The sequence below is a fragment of the Kribbella sp. VKM Ac-2571 genome (assembly GCF_004362255.1).
In the GTDB taxonomy this organism is placed as follows: Bacteria; Actinomycetota; Actinomycetes; order Propionibacteriales; family Kribbellaceae; genus Kribbella; species Kribbella pratensis.
This window is the reverse complement of sequence record NZ_SNWS01000004.1, coordinates 326,652-350,923: the sequence shown is the minus strand read 5'-3', so window position 1 is coordinate 350,923 and position 24,272 is coordinate 326,652. Positions and strand designations below refer to the sequence as shown.

General features: G+C 68.9%; 25 protein-coding genes. 8 read left to right on the top strand and 17 right to left on the bottom strand.

Annotation, left to right across the window (positions count from 1 at the left end; genetic code table 11):
- Positions 1-42 precede the first annotated feature (42 nt).
- From EV651_RS12095 to EV651_RS12080, 4 genes are all read right to left on the bottom strand, one after another.
- Positions 43-492 (bottom strand): hypothetical protein, encoded by a 450-nt coding sequence (locus EV651_RS12095; RefSeq protein WP_133785185.1) that lies wholly within the window; start codon positions 490-492, stop codon positions 43-45.
- A 155-nt stretch (positions 493-647) separates the two neighbouring features.
- On the bottom strand, positions 648-1,610 hold the full coding sequence (locus tag EV651_RS12090; protein WP_133785183.1) for a neutral zinc metallopeptidase: 963 nt from the start codon (positions 1,608-1,610) through the stop codon (positions 648-650).
- A 112-nt stretch (positions 1,611-1,722) separates the two neighbouring features.
- A complete protein-coding gene (locus EV651_RS12085; protein WP_238156828.1) occupies positions 1,723-2,619 on the bottom strand; it encodes an alpha/beta hydrolase family protein in 897 nt (298 codons plus the stop codon).
- A gap of 7 nt (positions 2,620-2,626) precedes the next feature.
- Complete coding sequence (locus EV651_RS12080) at positions 2,627-3,187, bottom strand: PH domain-containing protein (protein ID WP_133785181.1); 561 nt, start codon at positions 3,185-3,187, stop codon at positions 2,627-2,629.
- Positions 3,188-3,233: 46 nt separating this feature from the next.
- Here EV651_RS12080 and deoC point away from each other — a divergent pair, with 46 nt between their 5' ends.
- From deoC to EV651_RS12060, 4 genes are read left to right on the top strand one after another with little or no spacing between them, the layout of a single operon-like run.
- On the top strand, positions 3,234-4,190 hold the full coding sequence (gene deoC, locus EV651_RS12075; RefSeq protein WP_133785179.1) for a deoxyribose-phosphate aldolase: 957 nt from the start codon (positions 3,234-3,236) through the stop codon (positions 4,188-4,190).
- A 5-nt stretch (positions 4,191-4,195) separates the two neighbouring features.
- A complete protein-coding gene (locus EV651_RS12070) occupies positions 4,196-5,632 on the top strand; it encodes an aldehyde dehydrogenase family protein (protein WP_133785176.1) in 1,437 nt (478 codons plus the stop codon).
- Positions 5,622-6,503 carry an aldehyde dehydrogenase gene (locus EV651_RS12065; RefSeq protein WP_133785174.1) on the top strand — a complete coding sequence of 294 codons (882 nt, stop codon included), beginning with the start codon at positions 5,622-5,624 and terminating at the stop codon, positions 6,501-6,503. Before EV651_RS12070 ends, EV651_RS12065 begins: the two co-directional genes overlap by 11 nt.
- Complete coding sequence (locus EV651_RS12060) at positions 6,504-7,517, top strand: S66 peptidase family protein (RefSeq protein WP_133785172.1); 1,014 nt, start codon at positions 6,504-6,506, stop codon at positions 7,515-7,517.
- Positions 7,518-7,813: 296 nt separating this feature from the next.
- Here the strand turns inward: EV651_RS12060 and EV651_RS12055 are convergent, their stop codons facing one another.
- Together EV651_RS12055 and EV651_RS12050 are read right to left on the bottom strand one after the other, a co-directional pair.
- Positions 7,814-8,410 carry a hypothetical protein gene (locus tag EV651_RS12055; protein WP_133785170.1) on the bottom strand — a complete coding sequence of 199 codons (597 nt, stop codon included), beginning with the start codon at positions 8,408-8,410 and terminating at the stop codon, positions 7,814-7,816.
- A 17-nt stretch (positions 8,411-8,427) separates the two neighbouring features.
- Positions 8,428-9,438: a serine/threonine-protein kinase gene (locus EV651_RS12050; RefSeq protein WP_133785168.1), complete on the bottom strand. Its 1,011-nt coding sequence runs from the start codon at positions 9,436-9,438 to the stop codon at positions 8,428-8,430.
- Positions 9,439-9,487: 49 nt separating this feature from the next.
- Between EV651_RS12050 and EV651_RS12045 the strand changes: the two genes are divergently transcribed.
- A complete protein-coding gene (locus EV651_RS12045) occupies positions 9,488-10,027 on the top strand; it encodes an RNA polymerase sigma factor (RefSeq protein ID WP_133785166.1) in 540 nt (179 codons plus the stop codon).
- Between the two features lie 7 nt (positions 10,028-10,034).
- Here EV651_RS12045 and pepN read toward each other — a convergent pair whose 3' ends face one another.
- The 3 genes from pepN to EV651_RS12030 are packed head-to-tail and all read right to left on the bottom strand — an operon-like array spanning position 10,035 to position 13,978.
- The gene (gene pepN / locus EV651_RS12040) at positions 10,035-12,476 is read right to left on the bottom strand and encodes an aminopeptidase N (protein WP_133785164.1); all 2,442 of its coding nucleotides are present in this window, start codon (positions 12,474-12,476) and stop codon (positions 10,035-10,037) included.
- A gap of 16 nt (positions 12,477-12,492) precedes the next feature.
- Positions 12,493-12,876, bottom strand: coding sequence for a hypothetical protein (locus EV651_RS12035; RefSeq protein WP_133785162.1), 384 nt, complete (start codon positions 12,874-12,876; stop codon positions 12,493-12,495).
- Positions 12,877-12,880: 4 nt separating this feature from the next.
- Positions 12,881-13,978 (bottom strand): NAD(P)/FAD-dependent oxidoreductase, encoded by a 1,098-nt coding sequence (locus EV651_RS12030; RefSeq protein WP_133785160.1) that lies wholly within the window; start codon positions 13,976-13,978, stop codon positions 12,881-12,883.
- Between the two features lie 71 nt (positions 13,979-14,049).
- Between EV651_RS12030 and EV651_RS12025 the strand changes: the two genes are divergently transcribed.
- Entirely contained in the window at positions 14,050-14,751 is a 702-nt protein-coding gene (locus tag EV651_RS12025; protein WP_238156827.1) for a TetR/AcrR family transcriptional regulator, read from the top strand.
- A 38-nt stretch (positions 14,752-14,789) separates the two neighbouring features.
- Here EV651_RS12025 and EV651_RS12020 read toward each other — a convergent pair whose 3' ends face one another.
- Positions 14,790-15,677: a LysR family transcriptional regulator gene (locus EV651_RS12020; RefSeq protein WP_133785158.1), complete on the bottom strand. Its 888-nt coding sequence runs from the start codon at positions 15,675-15,677 to the stop codon at positions 14,790-14,792.
- A gap of 82 nt (positions 15,678-15,759) precedes the next feature.
- Here EV651_RS12020 and EV651_RS12015 point away from each other — a divergent pair, with 82 nt between their 5' ends.
- The gene (locus EV651_RS12015) at positions 15,760-16,503 is read left to right on the top strand and encodes a sulfite exporter TauE/SafE family protein (RefSeq protein WP_133785156.1); all 744 of its coding nucleotides are present in this window, start codon (positions 15,760-15,762) and stop codon (positions 16,501-16,503) included.
- Positions 16,500-16,796, top strand: a complete 297-nt coding sequence (locus EV651_RS12010; protein ID WP_133785154.1) for a hypothetical protein — start codon at positions 16,500-16,502, stop codon at positions 16,794-16,796. The genes EV651_RS12015 and EV651_RS12010 overlap by 4 nt, the downstream gene beginning before the upstream one ends.
- A gap of 133 nt (positions 16,797-16,929) precedes the next feature.
- On the opposite strand, the gene EV651_RS12005 is transcribed toward EV651_RS12010, so the two are convergent.
- The 7 genes from EV651_RS12005 to EV651_RS11975 form a co-directional block, all read right to left on the bottom strand.
- Positions 16,930-17,424, bottom strand: coding sequence for a YkvA family protein (locus EV651_RS12005; protein ID WP_133785151.1), 495 nt, complete (start codon positions 17,422-17,424; stop codon positions 16,930-16,932).
- 149 nt (positions 17,425-17,573) lie between these two features.
- A complete protein-coding gene (locus EV651_RS12000) occupies positions 17,574-17,987 on the bottom strand; it encodes a DUF3592 domain-containing protein (RefSeq protein WP_133785149.1) in 414 nt (137 codons plus the stop codon).
- Complete coding sequence (gene xylB / locus EV651_RS11995) at positions 17,988-19,436, bottom strand: xylulokinase (RefSeq protein ID WP_202870289.1); 1,449 nt, start codon at positions 19,434-19,436, stop codon at positions 17,988-17,990.
- A 10-nt stretch (positions 19,437-19,446) separates the two neighbouring features.
- Complete coding sequence (locus EV651_RS11990) at positions 19,447-20,913, bottom strand: mannitol dehydrogenase family protein (protein WP_133785147.1); 1,467 nt, start codon at positions 20,911-20,913, stop codon at positions 19,447-19,449.
- A complete protein-coding gene (locus EV651_RS11985) occupies positions 20,910-21,755 on the bottom strand; it encodes a carbohydrate ABC transporter permease (RefSeq protein WP_133785145.1) in 846 nt (281 codons plus the stop codon). The genes EV651_RS11990 and EV651_RS11985 overlap by 4 nt, the downstream gene beginning before the upstream one ends.
- Positions 21,752-22,717, bottom strand: a complete 966-nt coding sequence (locus tag EV651_RS11980) for a carbohydrate ABC transporter permease (protein ID WP_133785143.1) — start codon at positions 22,715-22,717, stop codon at positions 21,752-21,754. Before EV651_RS11980 ends, EV651_RS11985 begins: the two co-directional genes overlap by 4 nt.
- A 12-nt stretch (positions 22,718-22,729) precedes the next feature.
- A complete protein-coding gene (locus EV651_RS11975; protein WP_238156826.1) occupies positions 22,730-24,094 on the bottom strand; it encodes a sugar ABC transporter substrate-binding protein in 1,365 nt (454 codons plus the stop codon).
- Between the last annotated feature and the right edge of the window lie 178 nt (positions 24,095-24,272).

Sequence of the window (24,272 nt, the reverse complement as noted above, 5' to 3'; positions counted from 1 at the left end):
ACGTCACTGAGCTTCAGAACACCTGGCGGGCGGCTCTGGAGCTCAGCGGGCGGCTGCGGCCGCTTCGGCTTCCTCGGCGTGCAGGGAGCTCTGCAGCGACGAGTGCAGGATGCGGAGCGTGCTGGTGGACTGCATCAGCGCGTCCCGCTCGTCCGGGTTCCGGTTGGCCAGGGCGGTGATGTCGTTGATGCTCGCCTCGATCCGGGCGATCCGGTCGGCGACCGTACCCTCCTGGCTGCTGGCCTTCCGGATCGCGTCCGACGTGACCGTCCAGACGTCCTCCTTGTCGTTGGTACGCCGGGACATGTCCACCATCTGGCTCAGCGCGGCGAGGTCGTGGTCGACCTGGGTGCGCTCCACCGGCACGGTGATCCCCGCGGTCGCCTGGCGCAGCCGGGTGACGTGCCCGGACAGCTCCGACCAGGTGCTCCGGCCGCTCTTGATCTTGTCCAGCACCTTCGCGTACTCGGTGTTGAACTCGTCGTAGTTCACTGTGACTCCTGCCGTTCGATGCTCGACTCAAGAACTCTAGGGCGTCCGCACCCGAAACAAGTAACCACACGATCGCAGATCGTGCAGGTGTCGCCAAAAAGAAACAGCCGCCCGGTACGCCAACGCGTACCGGGCGGCCGAGTTACGTGCTTACGTCAGGAGACGTAGGCAGAGGTTGCGTTGAAGGTGTTGCAGTTGCCCGCGACGGCGTAGCTGCGCGAGGCGTTGAAGCCGGCGAACGACCAGAACCGGTGGTTCTTCAGCGAGCCGTGGTCACGGACGCCACCCGGCTGGTCGCCGGAGTTCGTCACGACGTAGACCCACTGCTGGTACAGGCCACCGCTCATCGGGTAGTACCGCTTGTTCGCGGCGATGCTGGCCGAGCCGAGGCAGGACGCCTGCAGCTCACGACGACGGCTCTCCTCGAGCTGCGCGGCGTAGGTGCTGAAGGCGCGCTGACGCTGCCAGGACGCGTTCAGGATGCCGGTCAGCCACTGGACGTGGTGACCGTACTCGTGCGCCAGCGTGTTGGTCGCGTACGCCCGCGCCAGGGTCGGGCTCGACTTCCAGAAGCTGATGATCTGCCCGGTCGGCATGTAGATCCAGGACCGGCCGTTGTACGCGCAGAAGAACGCGGTGTCGGTGACCGTGCCGCAGTACGAGTTGATCGTGCGCGCCGTGGTGACGACCAGCTTCGGGGCCACCTTGTACGCGGCACCGGCCTGCTTCAGCGGCAGCGCCCACTCGGCGTAGGTGCAGCGGAACAGCTGCGAGAGGTACTGGTTGACACCGGTGTAGGTGCGCAGCGAAACGTTGACCTCCTTGCACTTCGACGGGGTGATCGGCCCCGTCTTGTACAGGCGGTTGTAGCGCACGACGTTCGTCAGCGAGGCCTTGGTGGTCAGGCCGTCACCAGCCGGCGGGTTACCGATGACGATCGGCTGGTGGCCGTTCGGAATCGCCGGGTCGGCGGTCGTCGCCGTTGCGGCCGTCGCAGCCGTCTTGGTCGTGCTGGAGGTCTGCGCGGCCTGGGCGTTCGGCAGCGCCAGCGCGGCGAAGCCGGCCAGGGCACCGACGGTGGCCATGCCACGCAGGGTGTAGCGGGAGAGGTTGACCATGAGCTCCACTCTCGATGTGTCTAGGGACCTGTCGGACCAATCCTGAGTGCACAGGGGTTCACTCAAGGGTTGAACACGGGCTCTGACGCGGCGATTCACGCCACAGTTCCACTCAGCGGCCGACTTTTTCGCCCAGAAATCGCAGTTGGTCAGGGAGCATGCGCCGCCAGTAGCCGGCAGTGTGTACGCCGGCCTGCTGCCCGCCGGCCGCCCGCAACTGCTCGCGGAGCTCCCGGGCGGCGTCGGCGAACGGGTCGTCGCGGCCGCAGTCGATGCGGACGGCAACGTCGCGGAATCCGCTCGGCCGGTCGAACACCTGGCTGCGTTCGAAATCCGCGGCGTCGTCGAACGCGCCCGGCTGCGCGTCGGCGTACCTGTGCCACAGCGCCGGGCTGAGAGCGCCGACCGCGACCGCTCGAGCGGACGGGCCGACCCGGCGCTGCCAGTAGTGCAGTGCGACCCACAGCAGGGCGCCGTACCCGCCCATCGACCAGCCGAGGACGCCGAACCGGCTGGTCTGCAGCCCACGACGCCTCAGCAGCGGGAGGAACTCCTGGTCGAGCATGAACCCGGGATCGTTGCCGTCCGCCCGGCGATGCCAGTAGCTGTCCCGGCCGCCGTCCACGGTTGCCAGGGCGAACGGCGGCGTACCGGCCCGGACCGTGGCGGTCAGGTAGCGGTCGATGCCGAGATCGTTGACGGCCGACGTGTGGTCGCCCCCACGACCGTGCAGGACGAGGACGACGGGCAGCTCGGCCGAGGCGTCGTACCCGTCCGGATAGATGATGCTGTAGCCGACCTTCGTACGGCGGCCGAACGAGTCGAAGCTCCCGGACACCACCGGGCCCGCGGGTACGTCGGGTACGACGCCGTCCGGGCCGGTGAGACCGAGAAGGTCGTGCACCCGGGCGCGGCCGGGGACGACGCCCGTTTCCAGCGCGGCCACCGCGGCGACGCCGGCCACCGCCGCCGCGGCGCCGGTGCGCACGAACGCGCGGCGGGTCAGCACGCGCCGGTCAGCGGACCACGGCCGCGACGACCGCGATGACGGCCAGCACGCCGAAGACGATCAGCTCGGGCGCCGCCCAGCCGCTCACCACCTCGCCCTGGGATTTCGCGGCGTACTGCTCCTGGTGATGCTCGATCCGATTGACGACGAAGTCGGCCTTGGAGATCGAACTGTCCGCGGCGAGCTTGCGCCCGCCGACCCGTTGCTTGCGAAGGTCGCGCATGACCAGTTGGACACCGGGGGCGCGGAAACGGTTGCCGTCGGTGTGGACCCGCAGGACGTCGGTCACGTCGACGCCGGTCACCTTCGACCACGGGATCCGGTGGTCGCGCAGGTGGTTACGCAGCAGCAGGTGCTCAGGGCTGAGGGTCACCGACGGCCGGATCAGCCCGACGTACGCCAGCACGATGAACATCCCGATGACACTGCCCACCAGCAGCCCGGTCCCGGTCCGCCACTCCAGCAGGATGTCGACCAGGCCGAGCGCCCCGATCACGATCACGATGGACCCGGTGATCCGGTTCGAGGCGGACAGGTACTGCTCGCTCTCCAGCGATTTCGACTTCACCCGCACAAAGTAACCGGCCCCCAGAATCGGCACTAGACTGCCGTGGGTGACCACACTCGACAGCGGCGTCGACAGCTTGGCCGACGTGACCTCGTCCGAGGATCGGCTGCGCCGGTTCCTGCTCGGGCTGCCGGGCGTCGACCAGGTCGGCGCGGAGGCTCGCGCGGCCACCCTGGGCACCCGGTCGATCAAGACCAGCGCGAAGCAGTACGCGCTGGACCTGGCGATCCAGATGATCGACCTGACCACGCTGGAGGGACAGGACACCCCGGGCAAGGTGCGGGCCCTGTGCGCGAAGGCGAAACGGCCCGACCCGGCCGACCCGACGGCTCCGCAGGTCGCCGCGGTCTGTGTGTACCCGGACCTGGTCGCGACCGCGAAGCGCGAGCTGCAGGGCACCGGTATCAACGTCGCGAGTGTCGCAACCGCCTTCCCCAGCGGGCGTTCCAGCCTCGCGATCAAGATCCAGGACACCAAGGACGCGGTCGCGTCCGGCGCCGACGAGGTCGACATGGTGATCGACCGCGGCGCCTTCCTGTCCGGGCGGTACGCGATGGTCTTCGACGAGATCGCCGCGATCCGTGAGGCGGCCGGCGACGCGCACCTGAAGGTGATCCTGGAGACCGGCGAACTGGTCACCTACGACAACGTCCGGCGGGCGTCCTGGCTGGCGATGCTGGCCGGCGCGGACTTCATCAAGACCTCCACCGGCAAGGTGACCCCCGCGGCCACGCTGCCCGTCACGCTGGTGATGCTGGAGGCTGTCCGCGACTACCACGAGGCCACCGGCCTGCACATCGGCGTCAAGCCGGCCGGCGGGATCCGGACCGCGAAGGACGCGATCAAGTACCTGGTCACCGTCAACGAGACGGCCGGACCGGACTGGCTGGACCCGGAACTGTTCCGGTTCGGGGCGTCCAGCCTGCTGAACGACCTGCTGATGCAACGCACCAAGCTGGCCACCGGGCACTACCCGGGCCCCGACTACTTCACCTTGGACTGACAGGCATGAGCAGATTCGAGTACGCACCCGCGCCCGAGTCCCGGGCGATCGTGGACATCAAGTCGTCGTACGGGCTGTTCGTCAACGGCCAGTTCGTCGAGGCCACGGACGGGAAGCCGTTCAAGACCGTGTCCCCGGCGTCCGAGGAGGTGCTCGCGGAGGTCAGCGAGGCCGGTCCGGCGGATGTCGACAAGGCCGTTCGCGCGGCCCGCAAGGCCTTCGACAAGGTCTGGGGCCCGATGAGCGGCAAGGACCGGGCGAAGTACCTGTTCCGGATCGCGCGGCTGATCCAGGAGCGCTCACGTGAGCTCGCGGTGCTGGAGTCGCTGGACAACGGCAAGCCGATCCGCGAGTCCCGCGACGTCGACATCCCGTTGGTGGCCGCGCACTTCTTCTACTACGCGGGCTGGGCCGACAAGCTCGAGTACGCCGGTGTCGGCGACGACCCGCAGCCGTGGGGTGTCGCGGGCCAGGTGATCCCGTGGAACTTCCCGATGCTGATGCTGGCGTGGAAGATCGCGCCCGCACTCGCCGCCGGCAACACCGTCGTACTGAAGCCGGCCGAGACCACGCCGCTGACCGCGCTCGCGTTCGCGGAGATCTGCCAGCAGGCCGATCTGCCGCCGGGCGTGGTGAACATCGTCACCGGCGCCGGCCGCACCGGTCAGGCCCTGGTCGAGCACGGGGGAGTCGACAAGGTCGCGTTCACCGGCTCCACCGACGTCGGCCGCGCGATCGCGAAGTCGGTCGCCGGCACCCGCAAGGCGGTCACGCTCGAGCTCGGCGGCAAGGCGGCGAACATCGTCTTCGAGGACGCCCCGATCGACCAGACCATCGAGGGCATCGTCAACGGCATCTTCTTCAACCAGGGCCACGTCTGCTGCGCGGGTTCGCGGCTGCTGGTCCAGGAGAGCGTGTACGACGAGGTGCTCGCGCGGCTGAAGCGCCGGATGGGCACGCTGCGCGTCGGCGACCCGCTGGACAAGAACACCGACATCGGCGCGATCAACTCGGCGGCGCAGCTGGCGAAGATCCGTGAGCTGTCGCAGATCGGCGAGGACGAGGGCGCCGAGCGCTGGTCGCCGGAGTGCGAGCTGCCGGCCAACGGCTACTGGTTCCCGCCGACCGTGTTCACCGGCGTCTCGCAGGCGCACCGGATTGCCCGCGAGGAGATCTTCGGCCCGGTGCTGTCGGTGCTGACCTTCCGGACCCCGGCCGAGGCGGTCGAGAAGGCGAACAACACCCCGTTCGGCCTGTCCGCGGGGATCTGGACCGAGAAGGGTTCCCGGATCCTCTGGATGGCGAACCAGCTGCGCGCCGGCGTGGTCTGGGCGAACACGTTCAACCGCTTCGACCCGACGTCGCCGTTCGGCGGCTACAAGGAGTCGGGCTACGGCCGCGAGGGCGGCCGTCACGGTCTGGAGGCCTACCTTGCCCACTAAGGACACCGCGACTCCGAGGCTCGAAGTGCGCAAGACCTACAAGCTCTACATCGGCGGCGTCTTCCCCCGCAGCGAATCCGGGCGGTCGTACGTCGTGAACAATGCCAAGGGCAAGTTCCTGGCGAACGCGTCGCAGGCCTCCCGCAAGGACGCCCGGGACGCGGTCGTCGCGGCCCGCAAGGCGTTCGGCGGCTGGCACGCGCGGACGGCGTACAACCGCGGTCAGGTGCTGTACCGGATCGCCGAGGTGATGGAGGGCCGGCACCAGCAGTTCAGCGCCGAGGTCGCCGCCGGTGAAGGCCTGTCGATCTCGAAGGCCCGCGCGGTCGTGGACGCGTCGATCGACCGCTGGGTCTGGTACGCCGGATGGGCCGACAAGCTCGCCCAGGTGGTCGGCTCTTCGAACCCGGTCGCCGGCCCGTACTTCGACTTCTCGTTGCCCGAGGCAACCGGCGTGGTCGCGGTGCTCGCTCCGCAGGACTCCAGCCTGCTCGGCCTGACCAGTGTGATCGCACCTGCGATCGTCTCCGGCAACACGGTCGTCGCTGTCTCGTCGTACGAGCGCCCGCTGCCGGCCGTGACGTTGGGCGAGGTGATGGCGACCTCCGACGTACCCGGTGGTGTGGTCAACCTCCTCACCGGGTCGGCGTCCGAGATCGGGCCGTGGCTGGCGTCGCACGACGACGTGAACGCGATCGACCTGTGCGGCATCACGTCCGACGACGAGGCCCGCGACCTGGAGATCGCCGCCGCCGGCAACCTCAAGCGGGTACGCCGTCCCGCCGAGGAGGACTGGTCCGCGGACCAGGGCCTGTCGCGCCTCACGCAGTACCTCGAACTGAAGACCGTCTGGCATCCGATCGGGGTCTGAGTGCTGAAGCCAGGTGACCGGGTCGCGATCGTCTCGCCGTCCCGGGGACTGCCCGAGATCTTTCCCGGGCCGTACGAGCTGGGGCTGCGCCGGTTGCGCGACGACTTCGGCCTGGAGCCGGTCGAGTACCCGACCACCCGGAAGCTCGCGAGCACTCCGGAGGAGCGCGCCGCGGATCTGCACGCAGCGTGGTCCGACCCGTCGATCCGAGCGGTGTTCGCGAGTATCGGCGGCGACGACCAGATCACCGTGCTGAAGCACCTTGACCCCGCGGTGTTCCAGGCGGACCCGAAGCCTTTCTTCGGCTACAGCGACAACACGAACCTGCTGAACTTCCTGTATTCGCTGGGTTTGCCGGCCTTCCACGGCGGCAGCGTGATGGTCCAGTTCGGCCGCGGCGGCGCCATGCACCCGGACACCGAGCGGGCGCTGCGCGCGGCGATGTTCACCGGCGGAGAGTTCGAGCTGACGCCCGCGAAGGCCTGGACCGACCACGACCACGACTGGAACGTCCCGGAGAACCTGGAGACCGAGCCGCCGCTGTTCCCCGGCACCGGCTGGACCTGGAGCGGGTCGCGGGCGGTCAGCGGGAAGCTCTGGGGCGGTTGCCTCGAGATCCTCGACTGGCAACTGTCCGTCAACCGCTGGATGCTCCCGACCGAGTCGTACGGCGGTGTGCTGTTCGCCGAGACGAGCGAGGAGATGCCGTCGTCCGAGACGGTCTACCGGATCCTTCGCAACTTCGGCGAACGCGGCCTGCTCGAACGCTTCGACGCGGTCCTCTGGGGTCGCCCGAAGTCCAGCTCGCTGTTCAACGAGCTCACCGCCGAAGAGTCGGTCGCCTACGTGACGGGCCAGTACTTGGCGGTGGACCGCGCGCTCGCGGAGTACAACCCGAACGCGGTCGTCGTGAAAGGCCTCGACATCGGCCACACCGACCCCCAGCAAGTCCTCCCCTACGGCGGCCCGGTTCACATCGACCCTGCCACACAACGAATCACTGTCACTTACTGACCGACCGGGGAGGACTACCCGCCGGATCCGGTACGCGAGCCTCCCCCTTCGAGCCGGCGCGGCAACTCCGACCGCCGTTGGCTCCTGAGGCGGAGTGCGTGACGGCTTGTTGGGAAACAAATGTGCATATGCCGACGACTTCTTTCCCACTAAGGGATTGACAGCCGGCCCACGCCCTCAACCGAACGGCATTGCGGTTGTCCCCGCCGGGGTCCTCTACTGATGCAGGAGGGGAGAACCCTGCACGTGACGGGTTATCCGTCGCGGGAGGGTCCGCTTCTGACGGCTTGCACTGTTCACCTCACCACCGTACGGGTCAGCGCCGGGTTGGGGTCGGGGTAGCAGGTGACTGGGGCTGTGGTGGTGACGAACTTCCACTTGATCTTGGCCTGGAAGGTGAGGCCTGGGTCGTCGTAGCTGGTGCCCTTGAGCTTGGTTTCGATGAGGGTGCCGGCGCGGCCGGACTTCAGGCGGACGCTGATTGTCGGCAGCTGGAAGTTCGCGCCGCCGGGGATCGGTCCGGCGACCTTGATGACGGCGGCGTTTCCCTCGAGCTGCACGGTCGGGGTGGAGTTCAGGCCGGAGCCGCCGTCGAGGTGGGCGCTGACGTACGACGAGTTCGCCGGGATCGGGACCCGGAGCGTGAGGTCGCGGACCTCCTTGAGCTTGAAGCCCTTGACCTCGCCCGGGAGCGTTCCGGGTTGCAGGTGGACCGCGATGGTGAAGCGGGTCTTGGCGGGGACGGTGGCCGGCGCCTTGGCGTCAACGGCCTGCCGCACTGAGATGGTGTGCCGGCCGAACTTGGTGTCTGCGCGGCAGGCATAGGTGGCAACCGGCGGACCGGTCGGAGCGAGCAAGGCAAGAACCACCGCAAGACTGCAGTAAGTAGCCATATGACTACTCTATGCAGTCATCGTCCGAAGAGGAACCATCCGCCGGCACCCGCGGCGACGAACACCACGGGCAGGGCCAGCAGGAACCACGCGCGCCTCCGACGGCGTCGCCGTACCGGCGGATCGGTGGCGACGGTCGTGTCCAGGTCTTCGTCGGTGATCGCGGTGCGCTCGGCCGCCCGGAACGGGGCCTCCTGCTCCAGCCGGTACGCCTCTGCCTCCAGACGTTCGGCCAGCGTGTCCGCGCGCTCCCAGCGGTCCGTGACGCGGTAGGCCAGCGCCCGCGCGAAGATGTCGTCGAGCTGCCCGACCGAGTCGTGCAGCACCGAGCGCAGGCTCGGCGGTGCGAGGTCCGGGTCCCGGTTCAGTACGTCGCCGATCGAGCCGGCGGAGTACGGCGGATGCCCGGTGACGAGGGCGTACGTGACCGCGCCGACCGCGTAGATGTCCGCCCGCTCGTCGAATCCTCCGTCGCCGCGCCCCTGCTCGGGCGCCATGTACGACGGCGTACCGACGGCCTGCGTGAGCCCGGACGCCTCGGCGGCACGTTTGGCCAGACCGAGGTCGGCGAGCACGATCCGGTGGGTTCCGCCGCCGTCCTCTTCACCCGGTCGTAGCAGCAGGTTCGCCGGGGTGACGTCGCGGTGCACCACGCCCTCGCTGTGCAGGGCGGCCACCGCTCGCGCCAGGTCCGCGCCCCACCAGAGCGCGTCCACCGGGTCGAGCGGTCCCTGCCGCAGTACGTCGCCCAGTGTGCCGCCGCCGACGTAGTCCATCACGAAGTACGGACGCCCGTCCGGGAGCTTGCCCAGGTCGAACACCCGGACCACGCGGTCGCTGGAGATCCGCCGCATCAACCGCGCCTCGGACAGGAAGCGTTCGCGTACGTCGGCGCGCGACGCCCAGTTGTCCGCGAGAACCTTGACGGCCACGTCGACGTCCAGGTCGTCGTCGTACCCCCGCCAGACGGTCGCGAACGCGCCCGCGCCGATCTTGTCCCGTAACCGGTAACGCCCGATGACATCCATCCCGGCTATTGTCGGTCACAACCAAGCTCAACGGTGACACTGGGGGACGATGAACGACGAGCTGGAAGAACTGGCGGCTCGGGCGGCGGCAGGAGACCAGACCGTCCTGCCACAACTCCTGCAGATGATCCGGCCGCAGGTGCAGCGGCGGGTGGCCAAGTTCCTGCCGTACCGGGAGGACGCCGAGGAGGCGGTCCAGGACACCCTGCTGCAGGTGGTGAACAAGGTGCACACCTTCAAGGGCACCGGCAGCTTCGCGGGCTGGGTGACGATCGTGGCCACCAACCAGGCCCGGCAGACCTACCGGTCGCTGAAGCGCCGCGCGGTCGAGCAGTCCGCCGAGGTCATGCCCGAGTCGGTCGATCCGCGCACCACCTCGGTCATCGCCGGCTCCCGCCTCGACCTGCTCGAGGCCCTGGAGGCCCTGGAGTCCCACCACCCACAGCTGGTCCAGCCGCTGGTCCTGCGCGATCTCGGCGCGCTGTCGTACGCCGAGATCGCCGACGAACTGGACGTCCCGCTCGGTACCGTCAAGGCCCGCATCCACCAGGCCCGCAAGGCCGTCGCGGAACACCTCACGGTGCGCTGACGTCACCTCAGCCGAACGTACGGCGTACGGCCAGCGCCCGGCGCAGGTCGTCGAGGAAGTCGGCGGTCTGGCGCCGGATGCCGGACACCACGGTCTCGTCCGCGATCAGAGCCTCGGCCGGGGCGATGAGGTCCGGATCCACGACGAAGCGTGGTGCCATCCGGTGGGCGGTGAGTCCGAGGACCATCCCGGAGCGGATCTCGCCGGTGTGCGGGATGTCGGTGAAGAACCGGCGGGCGTACGGCGCGGTGACGGCGGCCTGAGCCGGGTGCCAGAATCCCTCGGCCGCGGCCAGCAGCTCCTTCACGCCGACGGTCGGGTCCGTCATGATCCGCGTCCAGGCTGCCTCCTTGCCATCGGGCAGCGCGGCGCGGCAGCGAGCGGCCTGGTTGACACCTTCGCTGGACCCGTCGCGCGTGAGTTCGGCGTCGATCTCCGTTGCGCCGTAGGCGCCGAGTCGCACCAACCGCAGGACCAGGGCCCAGCGGAGGTCTGCGTCGATCTCCAGCCCGTCCGGACCGCCGGCTTCCTGGAGCCAGGACGCCAGCAGGTCGGCGTCGTCCGTGGTCGCGATCAGTCCGCGCGCGGTCGCCAGTTGGAGGCTGCTGCCCGGAGCTGTCCTCGCCAGCTTGTCGCGCAACGCCTCGGCCGCGAGACCGTGGTACCGGTCGTAGTCCAGGTAACGACCGAGGAGACGAATCTCGAGCCACTGAACGAGGGAGCCGACAGCGACGTCGCTGTCCTCGTGCGGCAAGGCGGCCGTGAACAGTTCCAGCGCCTGCCGGGGATCCAGTTCGGCGTCCGCGACCGCGTCCCGGATCGAGTTCCAGATCACCGCCCGCGTGGTGCCGTCGGTGATCGCGGGCAGCACCGTCGGCAGGTCGGCGAGGCTCGTCGGGTCGAGCCGGATCTTCGCCCAGGTGTCGTCGCCGGCATCCGGGACCAGCACGCCGGCATCGTTGCCCAGCACAACTTCTACCGAGTCGCCGGCGATCACCGCGTCGACCGAGGCGGCTGACCCGTCGGCGTCGTACGCGCCGACGCTCAACTTGTGCAGTCGGCGCGACTCGTCAGGGCTCTTTCGATGCAGCACGACCCCGGCACCGGTCCGCTCGACAGTGATCGTGTCCAGCCCGGCAGTCCGCAACCATTGGTCGGACCAAGTGTCGAGGTCCCGCGCCCCCGCCTCGGTGAGCTTCGCGATGAACTCGTGCAGATCCGCGTTCCCGTACTCGTGCGCCTCCAGATGCGCGTTCACGCCCTTGAGAAACACGTCGTCACCGAGGTACTTCGCCAGCTGCTTGAGGACCGCCGCGCCCTTCGCGTACGAGATCCCGTCGAAGTCGTCCAGCGACTGCCGCGCGTCCTTCAGGCTGTCCGGCGCGACCGGGTGCGTCGAGCTGCTCTGATCCGTGGTCAGCCCCCACCACTTGCGGACGAACGCGAAGTCGACCCAGTTGCCTTGGTAGCTGGTCGCGTCCTCGGCCACGCGGTGCGCCATGTACTCGGCGAACGACTCGTTCAGCCACATGTCGTTCCACCACTTCATCGTGACCAGGTCGCCGAACCACATGTGCGCCATCTCGTGCACGACGATCCGCGCCCGGGTACTGCGTTCCGCTTCGGTGGCCTGCCCGCGGAACAGCAGGCTGTCGGTGAACGTCACGCAGCCCGGGTTCTCCATCGCGCCCATGTTGAAGTCCGGGACGAACACCTGCCAGTACTCGCCGAACGGATACCGCTGCCTGAACAGCCGGTGGTACTCGGCGAACGCCTCGCGGGTGGTCCGGAACAGGTCCTCGGCGTCCCGATCGAGGTACTCCTTCAACGACTGCCGGCAGGCGAGTCCGAGCGGAATTCCGTCGTACTCACCGCGGAGCTGGTGGTACGGGCCGGCGACCAGCGTGACGAAGTACGTCGACAGCGGCTTGGTCTCGGTCAGCGTCCACTCCCCCGGCGCGATCCTGGTGGCCGCGCCGTTCCCCAGAACCACCCAGTCCTCGGGGCACTTCACGGTCACGGTGTACGGCGCTTTGAGGTCGGGCTGGTCGAAGCACGGGAAGTACCGCGGCGCGGACTCGAGCGAGGACATGCCGTACGTGTAGACACGACCGTCGGCCGCGTCGACCGAGCGCACCAGGCCCTCACCATCCGCGGAGTACTTCAGCTCGGCGGTGACGACGACCTCGTTCTCCGCCTGCAACCCGGCGAGCGGAAACCGGCCGCCGTCGAGCGCGGCGGGATCGAGCACCTGCCCGTTCAGCTCCACGCTGATCAGTCGCTCGGGCTTCACGTCCACCCAGCTCGTGCTGCTCGTGGCCCCGAACCGGATCCGGCTGGTCGTGACGAACGTGTCCCCGTCACCGGTCAGGTCGAACGCGACGTCGTACGACCGCAGGGCCAGGTCTGTCGCTCGCTGCCGGGCCTCTTCAACTGTCAAAGCGCGCATGGGTGCAACGCTATCTCTACGCTCCGGTCGCCTTCCGGCGCGCGGTGTCTGCTGCCAGCGAAGCGACGGCGCGGATCTGGTCGTTCGACGTGCTCTCCAGCACCTCCGCGAGCAGCTCGGCGTCTTCCGGTTCGGCCAGCGTCGTCAGCACGTTCAGCGCACTCAGATGATCGAATCCAGCCGGGACCTCCGCGCCCGCATCGGCTGGTGGCCGGTCCACGATCCCCCGGGCGACCTGCCGCACCTCGTCGGCCATCGGTTCGAGCGGGTTCCCGCCACTGACCTGCGTGTACGCCGCTGCCACCTGGTACATGTTCAACGCCCGGCAGACCATGCCGAGGTTCTGGCTGTGCAGCAACGCACCGAACGCCTGCAGGGGAATCGCCTCGTCCGGGTTCATACCCTCAGACGCTATCTGGTTGGAAGAATCGCAGTACCTTCTGGGCCGCGTCCGGTCCGGAGATCATCTCCAGCGCCCTCGCGGAGAGCTTCGCGGCCTCGGTGCTGCGAGCCAGCATGACCGGCTCGTAGGCTGCCACTGCGGCGTCCAGGTCGTCCGGATGCGCCGCGATGGCGAGGGCGAGCTCGGCTCCGTCCAGCATGGCCGCGTTCGCTCCCTCCCCTACCGGCGGCATCAGGTGCGCGGCATCGCCGAGCAGCGTGATCCCGGACCGGCGCGGCCAGGTCAGGCCGATCGGCAGTACGGCGATCTTGCGCACCACGAACGGTTCGTCGCAGGCCCGCACCAGCCGCCCGAAGCGGGGGTCCCAGCCGTCGACCAACCGGGCAGGATCCGTGCGTTCGTCGACCAGGTCCTCCGGACCCTGCTGCGACAGGCTCACCCCGATACTGCCGTCGCCGTGCCGCTGGGCGGACAGTCGCAGGTCCGGGCCGAAGACCCAGAAGTTGCCGCGGCCAACCATCTCGGCGAGTTCGGGGTGGGTGCGATCCGCGTCGTGGATGGAGCTCTGCAGCGCGATGGTCCCGGCGTACTCGGGTTCGGCGTCGGTCAGCAACCGGCGTACCCGGGAGTTCGCGCCGTCGGCGCCGACGAGCAGGTCGGCCTCGACCAGGCTGCCGTCGGTGAAATGTACGACGTACCCGCCGGCGGACCGCGGCTCGGCGTGGCTGAAGGCGCGGCCCCAGCTGATCGCCCCGGCCGGGAGCGAGTCGACGAGCAGGTCGCGCAGGTCGGCGCGGTCGATCTCCGGACGGGCCATCGGCGCATCGTCCGGGGTGTCCTGCTGGTAGAGCAGCTTGCCGGTGTGATCCAGCATCCGATGGTCCTGTCCCTCACGCCGGGCCGCGGCGAGAAACTCGCTCTCGAGCCCGGCCGTACGCAGGGCGAGCTGACCGGTGTCGGTGTGCAGGTCGAGCATGCCGCCCTGGGTCCGGGCCCGGCGGGAAGCGTCCCGCTCGAAGACGACGGCGTCGATGCCATGGACGTGCAGGACCCGCGCGAGCGTCAGCCCGCCGGGACCGCCGCCGATGATCGCGATCATGGTCAACTCCTCTCGATACACTGTATTGGCAATATACACCGTATCGAACGAGGCAATGTATCGTGCGACAAGTGGCAGACACTCCGTCGATCTGGGAGCGGCCCGAGCCGCCCGAGCGGCGCGCGCCCAGCCCGCTGAGCCGGGAGCGGATCGTCCGCGCCGCCGTGACGCTGGCCGACGCCGAGGGCCTCGAGGCGGTCTCGCTGCGCAAGGTCGCAGCGGAGCTCGACGCCGGTCCGATGCGGCTGTACCGCTACATCGGCACCAAGGAGGAACTGCTCGACCTGATGGTCGACGCGGTGTACGCCGAGATTCCGCCACCGTCCGGATCCGGCTGGCGCGAAGTGGCCCGCTCGTACGCGCACGGGATCCGGGAGGCCGGCTTGCGGCACGAGTGGCTGGCCGACCTGCTCGACGGGCGGCCGCGCTTCGGCCCGGCGGCCGTCACCCACGCCGAGGCCTCATTGGCTGCGCTCCGGGCGGCCGGCCTGCTGGAGATCGACTCGATCATGAGCACGGTCGAGGTCGTCTCCACTTATCTGCGCGGGGCGCTTCGGACCGAGGTCGGTGAACGGCGGGCCGAACGTGCCTCCGGTCTCGACGAGCGCGAATGGCAGCACGCGATGGCGCCGCACCTGCTCGCGATGTTCGCCACCGGCGACTATCCGATGATGTCCGAGGCGATGCACGACGCCGAGCACCGCGATCCCACGGAGCGGTTCGAGCTTGGCCTGGGCTACCTGCTGGACGGCATCGAGCAGAGCCTGTCCTAGGGGGTGTCTGATGGTGCCCCGCAGTAGGCGTGGAACCATCAGACACCCCCTTTGCGGGTGGCGGCTGCGTGCAGGTGGGTCGCGAGAAGATGGGCAGGCTCGGGGGCATTCGCGGCGTAGCAGAGCAAGTGCTGGCGGGTGGACCAGGAGTCCTGGAGCGGGCAGATCTCGACGGCGGTGCTGGCGTCGACGGCCCGACGGGGCACGATCGCGAGCCCTGCGCCCGCAGTGGCCAAGGTGATCAGCGCATGCAGGGTGGGTACGACGGTGCGGTAGCGCGGCGCTGGCGCGTGCGGTCCGAGGCGATCGTCCATCCACTGGCTGAGCGGCGAGTTCGCGACGAGGCCGACGAGGGGATGCTCGGCAACCTCGGCGTACGCGATCGAGGTCCGGCCGGAGAGGGTGCCGCCGGCCTGGCCGATCACGACCAGCGAGTCGTCGGCCAGCGGTTCGGTCCGCAACGGGGTCGGCTCGTCGTCGAGGATCACGCCGAGGTCCGCCTCACCGGCCGCGAGCAGGCGGACGCTGCGGATCGTACGGCGCTCGCTCACATTGACGTCGTACTCCGGATGGTCGCGGAGGAACGTGGCGAGGGCGGCGGGGACGAGCTGGTGCATCGCGGACCCGCCCGCGACGAGGCGGATCGGCGCTGATCGCGACACGGCGTACGACGCAACCGCGCTGTCCAGGCGGGTGGTCTCGGCGAGGACCTCGCGGGCATGCCGGGCCAAGGTCGCGCCGGCCGGGGTCAGCCGGACGCCACGGCGCTCACGCACCAGCAGGGGTACGCCGGCCTGCGCTTCGAGCGCTCTGACCCGCGCACTTGCCGAAGGCAGACTGAGGTGCATCAGGCGCGCGCCGCCGGTGATCGAGCCCTCTGCAGCGACATGGGTGAAGAGCCGGAGATCGTCGAGGTCGTACCGCATGGGACCAGCCTACGGCTCAGACTAAGGCTGGCTACGGGGATCGCGCATTGTGGAGTGCAGCGCGAACCCGGATCCTCGAAGAGTGCTGCTGATCCTCCTGGCCGGTGTCGCGGCCGGCGCGCTGAATGCGGTCGGCGGTGGCGGGAGCTTTGTGGCACTCGCGGCACTGGTCGCCGCCGGGATGCCGCCGGTCACCGCGAACGCGACCACGACCGTCGCCCTGCTGCCCGGGAACGCGACCAGCGCGTGGGTCTACCGCCGCGAACTCGAGGGCTTCAATCACCCGTCGCCCGCACGCCTCACGCTCGCGAGTGTGCTCGGCGGCGCGCTCGGCGCAGGGCTGCTGCTGCTGTTGCCGTCAGCATCATTCGACGCGGCAGTGCCGTGGTTGCTGGCGTTCGCGACCGTCGTACTGGCGTTCGGGAAGCGGCTCACGGCGGCGCTGCGGCTCGGACGGCCGGGGCCGGCAGTGATCCTGGCCGGGCAGTTCGTGCTGGCGATCTACGGCGGGTACTTCGGCGGCGCGGTCGGGCTGATGATGCTCGCGTTCTGGACCGCGACGACCACCCTCGATCCGGCGCGCGGGAACCCGCTGCGGGTCATCCAGGTCGCGGCGGTCTACCTGACAGCGGCGGTGATCTTCGTGTTCGCGGCCGACGTACTCTCGCAGCCGTTGCACCTGGTCGCGCTGCTGGCCGGTGCCGTGATCGGCGGGTACGCCGGGGCACATCTCGTCCGGCGCCTGCCGCCGACGGTCCTCCGCGGGCTGGTCCTCACCACGGCTGTCCTGATGACCGGACTGTTCTTCGTGCGGGCGTTCGGATGAGGCCCGCTCAACTGGCGATGGCCTACCAGGCCTGCGAGGTCGCGGACCTGGCCGCCGCGATGGTCGACTTGGACGATCCGGTCGACGCCGCGGCACAGGCGGCTCGGGTGCTCGCGGCAGCTCAGCAACTGGTCGCCGCCGCCGGCCGACTCGGGTCCAACGACGTACCGGCGGATCCGCTGCAACGGTTCGCCTACGAGCATCCCGAGGAGGCCACCGAGGACATCGCCGACTGGTCCCGCCGCCGAGCCGCGCCGACCCACCACCCCTCCTGCCCACCGCGGCGCATTTGATGGGTTGGCGTCCCAGATGCAGGGTTGACGACCGATATCCCGGACGCTAACCCAGCATCTCAGACGTCTACCCACCAAATGCCAGCCCCCGCCAACGCGGCCGGACCTGCGGACGCGGTGGACGGCAGCGGGGCTAGGGGTTGGTACGACGGCCGCGGGGCGGGTCGTGGTGTGGGAGCTGCTCGCGTTCGTGGCGTAGGTACAGGCCGGCGGCCGTCGAGACGCTCGTGAGGAGCCAGACCGCGACGCCTGCGTCGTCGGTGACGCCAATGACCGGCAGCAGGTCCGGGAGGATGTCGATCGGCGAGATCAGGTAGACGAGCGCCAGCAGCCAGAGGAACGTCCGGCTCTTCGGCAGGTCGGCGTACGTGCCCCGACGTACCTCGCGAAGCAACCGCGGCAGCGCCTTGGCGCGATCGATCACGTTCCCGACCGGCACCGGTTCACCGTTGGCGATCTTCCGCCGCCGGATCGCCCGTCGGCGCACCACCCCTAGCGCGCCGACCCCGACACCGATCACGAGCAGCCCGATCCCGACCGCGACGGCAGGCAGCCCGACGACGTCATCGTCGCGGACCAGCAACGTCAGCAGCCCGATCAGCCCGAGCAACCCACCGAAGTAGACCATCTACCCACTGTAGAGCGCGGCTCAGCCGCACAGCCCTGTCCGCTCGCACCACCACCGCCGTCGACGCGCTCCTTGTCGCCGGCGGCTGATCTTTCCGGAAGAAATTCGTCACCGGACGGACAATTCTTTCCGGAAACCCACACCGGGAGTCACCGCCAGAGCCCGATGATGCCGTAGGCGAGGAACCCGGCGGCGATGAGTCCGAGGATGACGCCCGGGATCCAGTAGTCGAACCCGAAGTCGGCCGCCTGCATCCGGCTCGGCTTCTTCGGGTCGTACACGACCTGGATCGTGTCCCCGGGGTCGGCATCCTCGTAGTTCGAGGTGTCCTCGGTGACCGTTTCCCCGGCGAGCGTGCGGTACTTGACCGTGATGTACTCCGTGCGGCCGCCCGACTCCTCCAGGACGGTCCCACTCACCACCTCGCCTCGGTGCTTCAGCAGGTACAGGTCGTGGATCTCGAAGTACCCGACCCCGATGAACACCGCCGCCGCGACCAGGCTCAGGGCACCTTCGAGCCGGCCGTCGACGCGCTTGCCCCGGTGCATCGAGGGCTTGCGCACCTACTGGTTGTACGGCTGTGCGAGGAGGGGGCGGGTGTTGGTGAGGACCTGTTCGTAGTTGGCGCGGATGGTGGTGGCATCGACGGTGATGGCGGGCTCGGGTTTGCCGACCGGGATCTGCCAGGTGGGCGGGGTCGCGGCGCCGGAGAGGGCCCAGGCGGCTTGGCGGGCGGCGCCCAGGGCGACGTACTCGGCCGGCTCGGGGAGGACGACCTCGGCGCCGAGGAGGGACGGCGCGAGAGCCTGTACGGCGCGGGAGCGAGCGCCACCGCCGAGCAGCAGGACGCGCTGGACCGGCAGGCCCTGGTCACGAAGTGCGTCGACGGCGTCGGCGAGGCCGCAGAGCAGACCCTCGACCGCGGCGCGGGCCATTGTCGCGGGCTGCATGGTCGCGCGGGTCAGGCCGTAGATCAGGCCGGTCGAGTGCGGAAGGTCCGGCGTACGTTCGCCGTCCAGGAACGGGAGCAGGACCAGGCCGTCACTCCCAGGTGAGGTCAGCGCGGCCTCGTCGAAGGCGGAGAGCTCCAGGCCGAGCATCTGCGCGGTCGCGGACATCACGCGGGCCGCGTTCAGCGTGCAGACGAGCGGCAGGTACTCGCCGGTGGCGTCCGCGAAGGCCGCGACCAGGCCGGTTGCGTCCTTGGTCGGGTGCGCCGAACGTGCGAACGCCGTACCGCTCGTGCCGAGGGAGACTGCGACGTCGCCCGGCTGCAGATCGAGACCGAGCGCGGCCGCGGCGTTGTCACCCGTGCCGGCGGCAATCGCCGCGCCGAAGGAAGTCTGGCCGACGATCTCCGCCGGTCCGGCGACACGCGGCAACGCGAGCTGACGACCGAAGGCGAGCTCGACCAGATCAGTCCGGTAATCGTTCGTGGTCGGTGACCACCACCCGGTCCCGGACGCGTCGCCGCGATCGGTGGTGATCCCCTCGATGCCGTGCCGGTCGGCGGCGAGCCGATGCGTCATCCAGTCGTGGGGCAGGACGACGGCGGCCGCCCGGCGCGCGGCGTCGCGACGTACCTCGGCCGCACCGCGCGCGGCCTCGTCCCGCAGCCAGCGCAGCTTCGTGACGGTGAAGCTCGGGACCGGAACCGAGCCGATCGCCTCGGCCCACGCCTCCGGCCCCCCGAGCTCGGCGATCAGCTCGGTGGTCGCGTCGGCGGAGCTGGTGTCGTTCCAGAGGACGGCCGGGTGGACGACCTCACCGGAGTCGTCCAGCAGGACCATCCCGTGCTGCTGACCGCCGATCGCGACCGCCTCGACGCCGTCGAGCAGACCGTCGGAGGCGCTCTGCCACGCTTGCCACCACGCTTCCGGGTCGACCTGCGTCCCGTCCGGGTGCGGTGCCCGGCCTTCCCGCAGTACCGCTCCGGTCTCCGCGTCGCACACGACCACCTTGGTCGCCTGGGTGGAGCAGTCCACCCCGGCAACCAGCCTCAGCTCAGTCATGGCGTCCAGACTAGAGGGCTTCCAACGTTGCCCGCGCGCCGATCTCGTGGAGTGACTTCAGGGCCGCCCTGTACTGCGTGACGAACTGCTCGTTCTGCGCGAGATCACCGAACAGGTCGGGGTCCGAGATGAAGACCAGCGGATCGTCCCGGTTGTGCTGCGCGCGCTCGACCAGCTTGTCGCGCAGCCGGTCGACGACCTCGATCGGCTGCCCCTGCTCGTCGACGCCCTCGGCGTACCGCGCCCAGGACGCGACCACGAGCACCGAGCGCTTGATCTCCCGACCGGCCGCGAGTTGCTCGCGCACGACCGGCAGCAGCCACTTCGGGATCCGGTCGGAGCTCTCCGCGCACAGCCTCGCCAGCGTGTCCCGTACTTCGGGGTTCGCGAACCGCTCGATCAGTTGGTGCTTGTAGCGGTCCAGATCGACCCCGGGCACCGGCGGCAACGTCGGCGTACCTTCGTGATCCATGTAGCCGAGCAGAAAGTCGACGTACAGCTTGTCCTGGCAGACCTCGTGGGCGTACCGGTACCCGTCCAGGTAGCCGAGGTAGCACAGCGCCTGATGCGAGGCGTTGAGCAGCCGCAGCTTCATGAACTCGTACGGCTCGACGTCCTCGACGATCTGGACGCCGGCCTCCTCGTACGGCGGGCGCTCGCCGCCGAAGTCGTCCTCGAGCACCCACTGCGTGAACGGCTCGCACACCACCGGCCAGCCGTCCTCGACCCCGAACCGCTCGGCCAGCGCCTCCCGGTCGGCGTCCGCGGTGACCGGCGTGATCCGGTCGACCATGCAGTTCGGGAACCGCACCTCGTTCTCCAGGAACTCCGCCATCGACGGGTCCTTGAGGCGCGCGAACGACGCCAGCATCTTCCGCGCCACATGCCCGTTGCCCGGGATGTTGTCGCACGACATCACGGTGAACGGCGGTACGCCGGCCTCGCGCCGCCGGCGCAGTGCCTCGACGATGAACCCGAACGCGCTCCCCGGCGTCGCGCCCGGCTCGAGGTCCGCGGCCAGCGCCGGATCCGAGGCGTCGAGCTCCCCGGTCACCTGGTTCACGTGGTACCCGCCCTCGGTGATCGTCAGCGACACGATCCGCGTGGCCGGGTCGACGAGACGGTCGAGGACCGCGGTCGGGTCGTCCGGCGCGAAGAGGTAGTCGACGATCGACCCGATCACCCGAGGCTCGAGCGTCCCGTCCGGATGCTTGAGCACGAGCGTGTAGAGGCAGTCCTGGGCGGCCAGTACGTCGGCCATCCGCCGGTCGTGCGGCAGCACGCCGACGCCGACGATCCCCCAGTCCAGCGCCTTCCCGTCGTTCATCAGCCGGTCCAGATACATCGCCTGGTGCGCCCGGTGGAAGCCACCGACCCCGAAGTGCACGATCCCCGGCGTCACCGCCGTACGGTCGTACGACGGGACGGCGACCTCGTTGCCGAGCGCACCCAACGACGCGGTGTTCAGTACCGTCACTTGACCGCCCCCAGCGACAGGCCCTGGACGAGCTTGTCCTGGGCCGCGAACCCGGCGATCAGCACCGGCAGCGACACCACGATGGACGCGGCACAGACTTTGGCGAGGAACAATCCTTGACTGGTCACGAACCCAGTCAAGAACACCGGAGCGGTCTGCGCCACTGTGCCGGTCAGTACCCTGGCGAACAACAGTTCGTTCCAGCTGAAGATGAAGCAGATCAGCGCGGCCGACGCGATCCCCGGGGTCACGATCGGCGCCACCACGGAGCGCAGCGTGCGGGGCAGGTTCGCCCCGTCGACCGAGGCCGCCTCGAGGATCTCCACCGGCACCTCGGACAGGAAGCTGCGCAGCATCCAGACCGCGATCGGCAGGTTCATCGAGGTGTACAGGATGATCAGCAGCCAGATGTTGTCCAGGAAGCCGACCGACTGCGCGAACAGGTAGATCGGCAGCAAACCGGCGACCACCGGCAGCATCTTGGTGGACAGGAAGAAGAACAGCACGTCCGTCCACTTCTTCACCGGCCGGATCGACAGCGCGTACGCCGCCGGGAACGCGAGCAGGATGACCAGCACCGTGGACAGGATGCTCGCGGTCAGCGAGTTCGCGATCGACGGCCACGGGCCCGTGTCGAAGAACGACTTGTAGCCGTCCAGGGTCAGCGGCGCGCCCAGGTCCGGCGGGTTCTTCGCCGCGTCCTCCTCGCTGTGGAACGAGGTCAGCAGCATCCACAGCACCGGCAGCACGAACAGGATCCCGACGATCCACGCCAACCCGCCCAGGAAGAACCCACCGCCACGGCTCTTCTTCCCCGTCACAATCGCGACCTGGCCGCTCATCGACCCGTCTCCTCTCGGAACAGCGTGGACACCGAGCGCAGCGCGAAGGTGGCGATGGCGATCGTGCCGATCACCACGATCACACCGGCCGCGGACGCCCGGCCGTAGTCGTGCGCGGTGTAGAAGGTCTGGTAGATCGTGTACGGGAGGTTCGCCGTACCGAGGCCGCCGGACGTGATCGTGAAGACCGCGTCGAAGTTCTGGACGACGTAGATCGATCCGAGCAGTGCGGACAGCTCCAGGTACTGGCGCAGGTGCGGCAGCGTCATGTAGCGGAAGATCTCCCACTGGTTCGCGCCGTCGATGCCGGCCGCCTCGATCACGTCCAGCGGACGGCTCTGCAGACCGGCCAGCAGGATCAGCATCATGAACGGCGTCCACTGCCAGACCAGCGCGAAGATGATCGACCACAACGGCTGGTTGCTGATCCAGTCCGGCTGCGGCGCGTTGTCACCGAACAACCACTTCAGCACGCCGTTGAACAGGCCGTACGTCGGGTTGTAGAGCGCGTGCTTCCACAACAGGGCCGCGGCCACCGGTACGACGAGGAACGGCGTGATCATCATCGTCCGGACCACACCCCGGCCGCGGAACTTGCGGTCCAGCAGCAGGGCGATCAGCAGCCCGAACACCAGGCTGATCAGGACGACGCCCGCGGTCAGCAGGATCGTCACCCAGATCGCGTGCCGGGTGTTCGCGTCGGTGATCACCCGGCGGAAGTTGTCGATCCCGGCGAAGCCGCGCTCGTCGGGGTAGTACGCGTTCCAGTCCATGAAGGACACGACGATCGTGACCACGAACGGCAGCTGGGTCACGATGATCATGAACACCAGTGCGGGCAGCAACGGACCCCGCCGGGCCCAGTCACCGGTCCTGCGCATCAGCGTGCCTTCGGAACCCGGCGGCGGCGTGGTGTGCCGGCGCCGCGGCGCCTTGGTGTCAGGTTTCGCTTCTACAGACATGCCACGGGCCCCTTACTTCGCTTGCCGCGAGCGGTACCGCTCGGCGACGTCGTCGGCGAGCACCTGCCCGCGTTTCAGTGCCTCGTCGACGCTCATCCGTCCCGCGATCGCCGAACTCACGTCCTGACTGACCTGGGTCCCGAGATCCGGGAACTCCGGGATGTCGATGAACTGGATCCCCGGCGCGGGCCGCGGCTGGGTGCCCGGGTCCTTCGGATCCGCGTTCTCGATCGCGCTCTTGGTCGGCTCCGCGAACGCCGACGCCTCCTTGACGTACGCCGGAAGCTCGTAGGTCGACGCCCGCTTGCCGGCCGGAACGTTGGACCAGCCAACCTTCTCGCCGACGAGCTTCTCGTAGTCCTTGCCGGACGCCCAGGAGATGAACTTCCAGGCGTTGTCCTTCTTCTTCGAGGCTTCCTGGACGCCCCACGCCCATGCGTACAGCCAGCCGGAGCTGTCGGTCTTCACGACCGGCGCCGGGGCGTAGCCCATTTTGCCCTTGACCGGCGAGTTCGGCGCCTCGAGCGAACCGGCCGCCGAGGTGGCGTCGTACCACATCGCGACGTTGCTCTGGATGGTGTTGTTCAGGCACTCGGTGAAGCCCGCCTGCGGCGCGCCCGCCTCACCGTGCGCACGGACCAGGTCGACGTAGAACTTGGTCGCCTCGGTGAACTCCGGCGAATCGACCTTCGCCTGCCAGTCCTGGGTGAACCAGGTGCCGCCGAAGGTGTTCACCACCGTCGTGAGCGGCGCGAACAGCTGACCCCAGCCGGGCTGGCCGCGCAGACAGATACCGCGCATCCCCGGCTGCGCGTTGTCCACCTTGGCCGCGATGTCGGCGACCTGCTGCCAGGTCGGCTTGTCCGGCATCGTCACGCCCTTGGCCGCCAGGATGTCCTTGCGGTACATGAGGAACGACGACTCGCCGTAGAACGGTTCGCCGTAGATCTTGCCGTCGTCCGCGGTCATCGACTGCGTCATCGACTTCAGTACGTCGTCCTGGTCGAACGACGGGTCCTTGTCGATGTAGTCCGACAACGGCGCGATCCATTTGCTCTTGGCATAGATCGGGATCTCGAAGTTGCTCACCGACGCCACGTCGTACTGACCGGCCTGGCTGGAGAACTCCTGGCTGATCTTGTCCCGGACGTCGTTCTCCGGCAGCACGGTGAAGTTCACCTTGATGCCGGTCTGCTTGGTGAAGTTGTCGGCGGTGAGTTTCTGCAGATCGACCATCTGCGGGTTGTTCACCATCAAGACGTTGATGCTGTCGCCGCCACCGCCGCCCGCTCCGCCTCCCCAGCCCGCACATCCACTGGCCGCGGTCATCACCAGCGCGATCGCGGCCGCTCCGATGCTCTTGCGCTTACTCAGCACGGTCTCTCCCTTCACAACACACCCCGCCGAGCGAAGCGAGGCGGTGCTGTTGGCTTTTGCCTTTGAGATCGTCTCGGGCCGACTCGCTCATTTGAGCACGCCTCTGCTCACACCATGAGTAGACCGGGAAGGCACTTGACCTGTCAAGGGTCTGTGCAACACTTGGGGACACGTGTGC

Excerpts from the sequence above, each read along its gene's own strand:
- EV651_RS12010 (WP_133785154.1), top strand. The coding sequence starts at position 16,500 with ATGAGGCCCGCTCAACTGGCGATGGCCTACCAGGCCTGCGAGGTCGCG.
- EV651_RS11985 (WP_133785145.1), bottom strand. The coding sequence starts at position 21,755 with ATGAGCGGCCAGGTCGCGATTGTGACGGGGAAGAAGAGCCGTGGCGGT.
- EV651_RS12020 (WP_133785158.1), bottom strand. The coding sequence starts at position 15,677 with ATGCGGTACGACCTCGACGATCTCCGGCTCTTCACCCATGTCGCTGCA.
- xylB (WP_202870289.1), bottom strand. The coding sequence starts at position 19,436 with ATGACTGAGCTGAGGCTGGTTGCCGGGGTGGACTGCTCCACCCAGGCG.
- EV651_RS12050 (WP_133785168.1), bottom strand. The coding sequence starts at position 9,438 with ATGGATGTCATCGGGCGTTACCGGTTACGGGACAAGATCGGCGCGGGC.
- EV651_RS12090 (WP_133785183.1), bottom strand. The coding sequence starts at position 1,610 with ATGGTCAACCTCTCCCGCTACACCCTGCGTGGCATGGCCACCGTCGGT.
- EV651_RS11980 (WP_133785143.1), bottom strand. The coding sequence starts at position 22,717 with ATGTCTGTAGAAGCGAAACCTGACACCAAGGCGCCGCGGCGCCGGCAC.
- EV651_RS12045 (WP_133785166.1), top strand. The coding sequence starts at position 9,488 with ATGAACGACGAGCTGGAAGAACTGGCGGCTCGGGCGGCGGCAGGAGAC.
- EV651_RS12030 (WP_133785160.1), bottom strand. The coding sequence starts at position 13,978 with ATGATCGCGATCATCGGCGGCGGTCCCGGCGGGCTGACGCTCGCGCGG.
- EV651_RS12005 (WP_133785151.1), bottom strand. The coding sequence starts at position 17,424 with ATGGTCTACTTCGGTGGGTTGCTCGGGCTGATCGGGCTGCTGACGTTG.
- EV651_RS12035 (WP_133785162.1), bottom strand. The coding sequence starts at position 12,876 with ATGAACCCGGACGAGGCGATTCCCCTGCAGGCGTTCGGTGCGTTGCTG.
- pepN (WP_133785164.1), bottom strand. The coding sequence starts at position 12,476 with ATGCGCGCTTTGACAGTTGAAGAGGCCCGGCAGCGAGCGACAGACCTG.
- EV651_RS12055 (WP_133785170.1), bottom strand. The coding sequence starts at position 8,410 with ATGGCTACTTACTGCAGTCTTGCGGTGGTTCTTGCCTTGCTCGCTCCG.
- EV651_RS12070 (WP_133785176.1), top strand. The coding sequence starts at position 4,196 with ATGAGCAGATTCGAGTACGCACCCGCGCCCGAGTCCCGGGCGATCGTG.